Below are 8,628 nucleotides of genomic sequence, written 5' to 3'. Positions count from 1 at the left end.
AGGAAAGGCGACTCGCACGAAAACCCCGACCCCCATCAACCGCCCTCGCGGACTCCCACGCAGGACAATCAAACACCCCGCACGGAAGCGGGGACCGGACTGGCAATCATTGACTATAAAAAAGTAGTACAGACACGCTCTTGAGTTCTCAAACCACCACCACACACCCGACAAAACCAACCCCCCAAAGGAAGCCGGCCCGCGAGCGGCAGCAAGAGAACAACATACACCACCAACCCCACCCACGCAAACCAACCACCCAACCACCACCCCACAAACCCTACAAAACACACCCAAACACCGGCGTGTCGAAAACACCACACACAACCAACCAAAACAACAACCAAAACCACCAGACAAACCCACCAACAACCCACAACACCACCAAAAACCAAAACACCCGCGTGTCGCCACCACAGCAAGGTCTTATAGACATCACAGCGTGGTATTCCTGAGGTATGAGCAAAAAGATTGCAGTATTAACCGGAGCCGGCATCTCGACATCAGCCGGCATCCCTGATTTCCGCGGGCCCGACGGCGTGTGGACCAAACACCCCGAGCAGACCAAGGTCTACGACATCGACGCGTTCCTCACCAATCAGAAGGATCGCGAATATTCGTGGCGTTGGCAGAAAGAATCCCCCGTGTGGAACGCCCAGCCTGGCGCCGCACACAAGGCACTCGTCAAACTTGAGAAGGCAGGGCTCCTGACGCTCCTGGCCACGCAGAACTTTGACGCACTGCACGAGAAGGCTGGAAATTCGCCGGATATCATCGTGAACCTGCACGGAACCATCGGCACGTCCCACTGCATGAAGTGCCACGCGAAATACGACACCGCAGACATTATGGCGCGCCTTGACGAGGAACCGGACCCGCACTGCCATCGCCGGCTCAAGTACCAGGGCGACATGCCGTGCAGCGGCATTATCAAGACGGATGTCGTGTATTTCGGTGAGATGCTGCCGGACGGGGCGATGGAGAAGTCGATGCGGCTCGTCTCGCAGGCCGACGAGTTCTGGGTTATCGGTTCGACGCTTGAGGTGTTCCCGGCGGCATCGCTCGCCCCGGTTGCTGCACAGGCCGGCGTGCCCGTCACCATCATGAATATGGGGAAAACGCAGTACGACAACATTGCCACGCGGCTGATTCATGAGGATATCGCCGTCGCGCTGCCGAAACTCGTGGACGAAACCATCGCCGAAGCGCAGTCGGATGAGCAGTAAGCACTGAAACTTGCATTTGCGCCACACGGAAAGCAACCACGGCAACGGGCGAAGCATAACGGCCCCGGAACCTTGAGGATCCAAGATTCCGGGGCCGTTGCCATACAGAGGCAGATGGCGGACTGTCAGTAGATGCGCTTGGGGTCGAAACCGGCCTGTTTCAACGCTTCGAGTACGCGGTCGATGTGGTCGGGGCCGTTCGTTTCGACGGTGACCCCGAGGGCGACTGCATTCGTGTAATGGCCGGACGCCTTGAACTGGTCGTGGTCGAGGGCGATCACGTTGGCACGCTGCTCGGCCAGCACTTGAGCGACCTTGAGCAGCTGCCCCGGCAGATCTGGCAGCTCGACCTCGAAGTTCATGATGCGGCCGCGGGCAATCATGCCCTTCTGAATGACCGCGCCGATGGTGACCGTATCGATGTTGCCGCCCGACATGATCGGGACGACGACATGCGGACCGGGAGCGGACGCGAACTTGCGCGAACGCAGGTTCAGATGTTCCAATGCGGCGAGCGACACCGCGCCTGCGGCTTCGACGACCAGCTTGTGCTTCTCGAGCATCAGGAGAATCATCTCGTTGATGTCTCGTTCGGAGACGGTGATTAGGTCGTCCAGGAACTCGTTGAGCAGCGCGAAGGTCAGGTCGCCGGGGCGCTTGACGGCAACGCCTTCAGCCGAGGTGACCACCTTGTCGGCGGGAACCACGCGGCCGGCGGCGAACGAATTCTTGAACGCCGGAGAACCCTCAGGAATCGCGCCAATCACGCGGACTTCGGGCTTGAAGGTCTTGACGGCGAGCGCCACGCCGGCGCCCAGACCGCCACCGCCGAGCGGCACGACGATATCAGTGACATTCGGGACATCTTCGAGGATTTCCATGGCGATGGTGCCTTGGCCACAGATGACCTCGTAATCGTCGAAAGGCGGCACGTAGATCATGCCCTGCTCGTCGCTCAGCTTCTGGGCGTACGCGGCGGCTTCGTCGAACACATCGCCGTGCAGGACGACGTCGGCGCCGTAGGCTTTGGTGGCGTCAACCTTGAGCGGCGGGGTGATGGTTGGCATGCAGATGGTGGCTTTTGCGCCACGCTCGCGGGCGGCGTAGGCGACACCCTGCGCATGGTTGCCGGCGGATGCGGTGACGATGCCGCGAGCCAGCTGGTCCTCGGACAGGGAGGCGATCTTGTTGTAGGCGCCGCGAATCTTGAAGGAACCGGTAACTTGCAGGTTCTCCGGCTTGAGGAGAATCTGGTGTCCGGTCATGTCGGACAGCACCGGAGAGTCAATGATCTCCGTGCGTTTGGCCGTGCCTTTGAGCCGCTGGGCGGCCTTCTTCAATTCAGCGGCATAATCGCGCTGCAGTGCTTTGAGAACCTCGTTTTGTTCCATGATCGTTATTGTAGGACGGTCGAGGCACAAGCATGTCGCCGCGTCTCGCACATTGGAGCAGGCCGCTGGCTGCCGCATGAGCGGCGAACGGGTTCCCACGCGGCAGCCACAAACCCTCCCGGGCTGGACCCGGCTTACAGCCGGACCGTCACCGCCTCCCACGGGGACAGCGTGCGTGCAGCCAGTGAATCGGCGGAATGCTGCGGATCATAGGATGTCAGCACGATGTCGGGCGACTGATTAGCGGCTGCGGCGAGCGCGGCTGCGGTGTCATCCGGAATGCGGGCGTCTTTCCCGGACAGGTTCACGGCGACCAGCAGACGCTCATCGCCCAGCGTTCGCGTGAACGCGTACACCTGCGGGTCGGATTCGTCGAGCAGATGCCAGTCGCCAGCGGATACGACCGGGTCGTCGTGGCGCAGTGCGATCAGCTGCTTGAAGAAGGAAAACACCGAATCCGGGTCATCCTGCTGGGCTTGCGCGTTGACCGTCGTATGGTTCGGATTGACGCTGATCCACGGTTCCTTGGGGGCGTCGGCGGCGGTGAACCCGGCGTAAGTCGAATCGTCCCATTGCATCGGTGTGCGGGCGTTGTCACGGCTGCGCTTGGCGAGCGCGTCCATCATCGATTCGGCGGGCTGGATATGCGCCTGCTCGACACGCTGGTGGAACATGTTCAGGGATTCAAGGTCGCGATACTGGTCGAGCCGGGTGAAATGCGCGTTCGTCATGCCAAGCTCCTCACCCTCGTAGATGTAGGGTGTGCCACGGTGCATGTGTAGCAGCATCGCCAGCGCCTTGGCGGAATGGACGCGGTTCTCCTCCGTAGAGTCATCGCCCCAGCGGGACACGACGCGCGGCTGGTCGTGGTTGTCGAAGAACAGGCTCACCCAGCCCTTCTTCGCGACCGCATCCTGCTGGGCGGCAAGCGTACGCTTCAGCTTCGGCAAATCAAGCGGGGTCGGATTCCACTTCGTGCCGTTCTCGCAATCAACATCAACATGCTCGAACATGAACAGCATGTCCAGTTCGCGTGCGGCGGGGTCCGTGATCTGCTCATTGCGCTGCGGGGCGACGCCTGGCGCCTCACCAACCGTGAGATAGCCTTCGCGGCCGTCGAACACCTCGCGGTGCATCTCCTTGAGGAACTCGTCAAGCCGCGGGCCGTCGGAGCAGAACGGGAACGGGGACGAGTAGCCGTCGGGACCGGCGGGATAATCCTCAATCTGGCTGCCAGGTTCGCCCGGAAGCTTGCCGTTGGGGTCGACGCGCTTGGAAATCTGCGTGATGACGTCCATGCGGAAACCGTCGATACCACGGTCGAGCCACCAGTTCATCATCTGGTAGACCGCCTGACGCACCTGCGGGTTCTCCCAGTTGAGGTCAGGCTGCTTCGGGGAATACTGGTGGAAGAAATACTCGCCGCGCTTGGGGTCATACTGCCATGCGGAACCGCCAAAATACGAGCCCCAACGGTTCGGTTCGGCACCCGGCGTGCCCGGCTCATGGCCGGGACGGGCGGGACGCCACCAATACCAGTCGGCGTGCGGGTCGTTCTTGTCGCGGCTCGCCTGGAACCACGCGTGCTCGTCGGAAGTATGGTTGACGACCAGATCCATCACGATTTTCAGACCGCGCTTATGCGCTTGGGCAAGCAGTTCATCCATATCGTCAAGCGTGCCGAACATCGGATCTATGCTCTGATAATCCGCGATATCGTAGCCGTTGTCGTCCTGCGGGGACTTGTAGACCGGGCTCAGCCACAGCACATCAACGCCCAAGTCGGCGAGATAATCCAAGCGGCGTGTGATGCCCTTGATATCGCCGAGGCCATCGCCATCGGTGTCTTGGAAGCTACGCGGGTAAATCTGGTACACCACGGCGTTCGCCCACCACGGGCTGGTGGACGCCCCATTCGTGCGGACACCGGCGGGAAGGGCCGGACGATTGAAATTGGTCATGGCAAGCTCCTTTGCTGTCTGGTGTTTTATTGCTGGGATTATCGTACGATGCATACGTTTTCATTCCTACTGCTGGCGTGCCGGGTGCGCGGGGAAAGATATTCGGGCAGGGTCGCAGGCGGCGGGGCGGGACGGGTGTGGTCGGGACGGGTGTAGGAGGGACAGCGGGATTGCAAGGAGATGGGGTCGCGGGCGGAATCACACGGTTGTGCGACCGGGCGGTTACACGGCGGGCAAATAGCCAGCACAGCGGGCACAGGACCGGAGATAAACCGACGGCGTGCCACCGACTGATCGCACGGCGGGCGGATACCGGCGACAACACGCAGGAAACCGGCCACACCCTGGTGCGACCGGGCAGTCGCACCGCAGACAGACACCACGGGACAGAACCGGCGGCGGGAGCGAAACCGAACGGCTGTGCGACCGGGCAGTCACACTGCGGACAGATACCGGCAGGCAGATACCGTCGGACGAGGCGGCGGAGGTCAAGCCGCCCTCGTCCGCCTACACATATCCGCCCGCGCTCAGAGCAGGCTTACCGCCGAGGATGATTGCTGATGCCGCAACACGTGGGGTCCGGGGTCCGATCAACATCAACCAGCAGCGCCTGACCGTACGAGAGATCGAACCGGGCATGATCACCCTGTTGCAGATGAACCACCGTGTCGCTATCCGGCCCGGATACCTTCATGGGGACATCCGCCGTCAAATCCACATGTTGCATCTGTCGCTGCCTCAGCCCGACGAACAGCATGCGTTCGCAACCGCCGAAACTTGCGCGGATGCCCAAGGGAACGTCAGACGACCGGGGATCATTCAGCAACGATTCCTCAACAAGCACGCCAGGAGCATCAGGATGGGGCACATGGCCGTCATTCTCAAGGACCCCGCGGAGGACAGACACGTCGGTATGTCCCAAGGCATCCGAACAGTACACAGGACCACCGCTGAATACGCGCGACAACACACTCGCCCTTGCATAGGGATGTTCGCTCCAGAACATATCCCAGTCCGGATAGACCAACTCACCAAGCAACAGTGAGCAATAGGCGTTCTGAATCAGATGTTCGTCCAGGGATTTCGGCTCCCGCGGGAGGAAATCATCACTTGTGCGGGCGACTTGCGCACGATCGCTGTGCCAGAAATTCTCCGGCGTCATGGCCATGCAGTTGATCAGCGCGGCATTCATCCGATCCGCCGCATCCTCAAGTCCAAGATGACGGCCGACCGTGGACTCACCGAAGCTTTCAGCCCCCATGGTCATCACGGATATCGAACCTTGGGAATCGACTTTCAGCACGTCGATGCCTTGCTCGCTCATCTTCGATTCCCAGGCGTTCCAGAACTGCGCAGCTTGATCATGAGTCGGCCCCGGCACCAGCGCCCCGGACGGGCAACGTGTCAAGCAGTCGCCGAAAGCGTCGGCGACTGGTCCGTCAGGATCAATACCGTTCCAATAGCCTTGGAACGCCTGCCATACGCCGACATGCTGGACGCCAAACCGTTGTTTCAGCACGTCGATTGTATGTCCCAACCCTTGCGGGAAACGCTCAGGATCGGCATCGAAGGAACGCAATTTCTGTTGAAGCCTGTCGACATCCGACCAACCGTCATCGATCAGCACCCAGGAGATGTGCACTCCCAAATCGTGGAATTCCTGCATCTTCTCGATGATCTGGCGCTCATTGACATCCTGCCCCAGCGAATCCCAAGTGCACCAGCCCAAGCCGGACAGGTTGTCCGGGAAAGATTTCCTCCTGCGAGTGCTGATGCCCGTACGCCCGGCTGCCGCGGATACGCACACCTGAACGGCACGGTACGGGGTTTCCGCCGATGCCATGAACCCTAACGTCGCTTCGATACGGGTCATTCCCATACGGTTCGAAGAGACCACGAATGTGATGCCTTGCTCGTCTCCTCTGATGTCAGTACGGGCATCGGCATCACACACCGCCAGCACCGCGCTCCATCGCACACTATCGTCACGGCCTTTCCACCGCCAGAGCAGCAACTGGGTGCCGAACGGAATTTGCGTGGGCGCAGAACACCATGCCGGTCGCATCCACCACTCCTTGTGCTGGTACAGCGCCAGAATCTGGCCGTCAGCAACGCCCACCCTGCAACTGACCCGCACCGCATCGCAGGGCGCGAATGAATCACAGGCGATGAATTGTTGCTCACGCTTCGCAGGTCCGGTCTCAGTGCAGATCGACAGACTCCAGACAGCATCGTCCCCACGGACAGGCTCGATATTCACTGCCGTTGCCGGAACGGCGCATTCCTTGCACTCATGCGTGTCTTCTTTCAGAATGCTGGATTGAACACGCACAACATCAATCGGGCATACGTTGTTCATCGGTTCTCCTTGCTACGAGATGCCAAGGTTCCGCGGAAATACCAGACCGCGGTTTCAGGCGGAACTTGCTTATCCGCACAATCCGTTATTTCCGGGCGCGAATTCAGCATGACAGTTGCGTCTTCCGGCAGGCGGATCGCATGGTCGGAAGAGAAATTCACCAAGACTTCCAATCCTGAAGACACTCTCCAGCCAAGACCGTATTCAGCATATTCGCCGTCCGCGAGCCATTCGGCTTCATCTCCTGGCCTAATCCAACGTCGACGCGCTGCGATAGCCGCCCGGTAGAGGTTCAGCATCGATCCCGGCAAGCGTTCCTGATTGGACACCGCATACCGCGCATACCATGCCGGTTGCGGCAGCCAAGGATGCCCGGACTGGCTAAACCCGAACGATACTGAATCGCTGTTCCAAGGCAGCGGCACACGGCAGCCGTCACGCCCTTTGAATCGATGCCCAGAACGCTCCCATATCGGGTCTTGCAAGTCCGCGGGCTGCAAATCAAGGTCCTCGGGTAGGCCAAGCTCATCTCCCTGATAGATGAACGCGGTGCCGGGCAGGCCAAGCATCAACAACGCATCGGCACGTGCGCGGCGTTCTGCCTGGGCGGGATCGATGCTCGGGTCGGTGCCGTTGGACGTGACCCAATGTTCGACGTCCGTTCCTTTGGGAAGCCCAATCCGTGAGGCCAGTCTTGGCACATCATGGTTTCCCAGCACCCAAACCGGCGCAGAACCCGCTGCGGCAGCGCATGCGCCAGTCCGCTCGATGATCTTCCGATAATCGTCCCGATCCCACGCCGCTTTCTGCAAGGAAAAGTCAAAAATCGACCCAAGTTCGTCCTGCCGGGCATACTGGTATACCCGCGGAGTGAACGGCGTCCAAGACTCCCCGACCGCATATTTCACCGGACTGTACCGGTTCAGCAGCTCACGCCATTGGCGATAGACCTCATGCACACCATCGCGATCCCATACAGGATCAGACCCGTCTGCCGCCTGCGGCGACATCAACGTCGGATCCGGCCGATCCCGCAGCGGCTCCTTCAGGTCCTTGACCAGCCCGTGGGACACGTCGATACGGAACCCGTCTACGCCTTGCTCGCACCAGAAACGGAGGATATCCAGGAAATCCTGCCGGACCTGGGGGTTATCCCAGTTCAGATCAGGCTGTTCCTTCGCAAACGAATGCAGGTAGTACCATCCGTCTCCACAAGGTTCCCACGCTGATCCGCCGAAATTGCTCAGCCAGTTCGTAGGCGGTTGTTCTCCGTGTTCTCCGCGCCCAACATGGAAAATATAGCGGTTCCGCTCCTTCGAGCCCGGCGCCGAGTGCAGTGCCTTGGTGAACCAAGGATGCTTGTCCGAAGTATGGTTGGGCACGATATCAATGATGACGCGTATTCCCCGTTCGTGCGCGCCTGCAACGAGATCGGCAAACTGCTGCAGTGTTCCGAACCTGGGATCCACGCCGCAATAGTCGGCGACATCATACCCACCATCCGCAAGCGGCGAGGGGTAGAACGGAGTCAACCACAATGCGTCCGCACCGAGGTCATGCAGGTAGTCCATCTTGTCGATGATGCCGCGGAAGTCGCCTTCCCCGTCACCGTTGGCATCATTGAACGACCGGGGGTACACCTCGTAGACCACGGCGTTTCTCCACCAATCATCAGCATTGTCCTCGGCCAT

The 8,628-nt window shown here is 60.3% G+C and carries 5 protein-coding genes; 1 reads left to right on the top strand and 4 read right to left on the bottom strand.

Annotated elements, in window-relative coordinates:
* The first annotated feature begins 458 nt into the window (after positions 1 to 458).
* Entirely contained in the window at positions 459 to 1,226 is a 768-nt protein-coding gene (locus K315_RS0104015; protein WP_029576294.1) for an SIR2 family NAD-dependent protein deacylase, read from the top strand.
* Positions 1,227 to 1,351: 125 nt separating this feature from the next.
* On the opposite strand, the gene ilvA is transcribed toward K315_RS0104015, so the two are convergent.
* From ilvA to K315_RS0103995, 4 genes are all read right to left on the bottom strand, one after another.
* Positions 1,352 to 2,617 (bottom strand): threonine ammonia-lyase, encoded by a 1,266-nt coding sequence (gene ilvA, locus K315_RS0104010; RefSeq protein ID WP_029576293.1) that lies wholly within the window; start codon positions 2,615 to 2,617, stop codon positions 1,352 to 1,354.
* Between the two features lie 134 nt (positions 2,618 to 2,751).
* A complete protein-coding gene (locus K315_RS0104005; protein ID WP_029576292.1) occupies positions 2,752 to 4,578 on the bottom strand; it encodes a glycoside hydrolase family 13 protein in 1,827 nt (608 codons plus the stop codon).
* A 538-nt stretch (positions 4,579 to 5,116) separates the two neighbouring features.
* Positions 5,117 to 6,937 (bottom strand): Sip1-related alpha-galactosidase, encoded by a 1,821-nt coding sequence (locus tag K315_RS0104000; protein WP_052316545.1) that lies wholly within the window; start codon positions 6,935 to 6,937, stop codon positions 5,117 to 5,119.
* The gene (locus tag K315_RS0103995) at positions 6,934 to 8,628 is read right to left on the bottom strand and encodes a glycoside hydrolase family 13 protein (RefSeq protein ID WP_029576290.1); all 1,695 of its coding nucleotides are present in this window, start codon (positions 8,626 to 8,628) and stop codon (positions 6,934 to 6,936) included. The genes K315_RS0104000 and K315_RS0103995 overlap by 4 nt, the downstream gene beginning before the upstream one ends.

Origin of the sequence: Bifidobacterium thermacidophilum subsp. thermacidophilum DSM 15837 (assembly GCF_000426425.1) — a bacterium.
GTDB classification, from domain to species: Bacteria; Actinomycetota; Actinomycetes; order Actinomycetales; family Bifidobacteriaceae; genus Bifidobacterium; species Bifidobacterium thermacidophilum.
The sequence above is the reverse complement of the archived record's forward strand: the minus strand, read 5'-3'. Positions and strand labels throughout refer to the sequence as shown.

Coding starts and splice junctions, on each gene's coding strand:
- K315_RS0103995 (WP_029576290.1), bottom strand. CDS start 8,628: ATGGCCGAGGACAATGCTGATGATTGGTGGAGAAACGCCGTGGTCTAC.
- K315_RS0104005 (WP_029576292.1), bottom strand. CDS start 4,578: ATGACCAATTTCAATCGTCCGGCCCTTCCCGCCGGTGTCCGCACGAAT.
- K315_RS0104015 (WP_029576294.1), top strand. CDS start 459: ATGAGCAAAAAGATTGCAGTATTAACCGGAGCCGGCATCTCGACATCA.
- ilvA (WP_029576293.1), bottom strand. CDS start 2,617: ATGGAACAAAACGAGGTTCTCAAAGCACTGCAGCGCGATTATGCCGCT.
- K315_RS0104000 (WP_052316545.1), bottom strand. CDS start 6,937: ATGAACAACGTATGCCCGATTGATGTTGTGCGTGTTCAATCCAGCATT.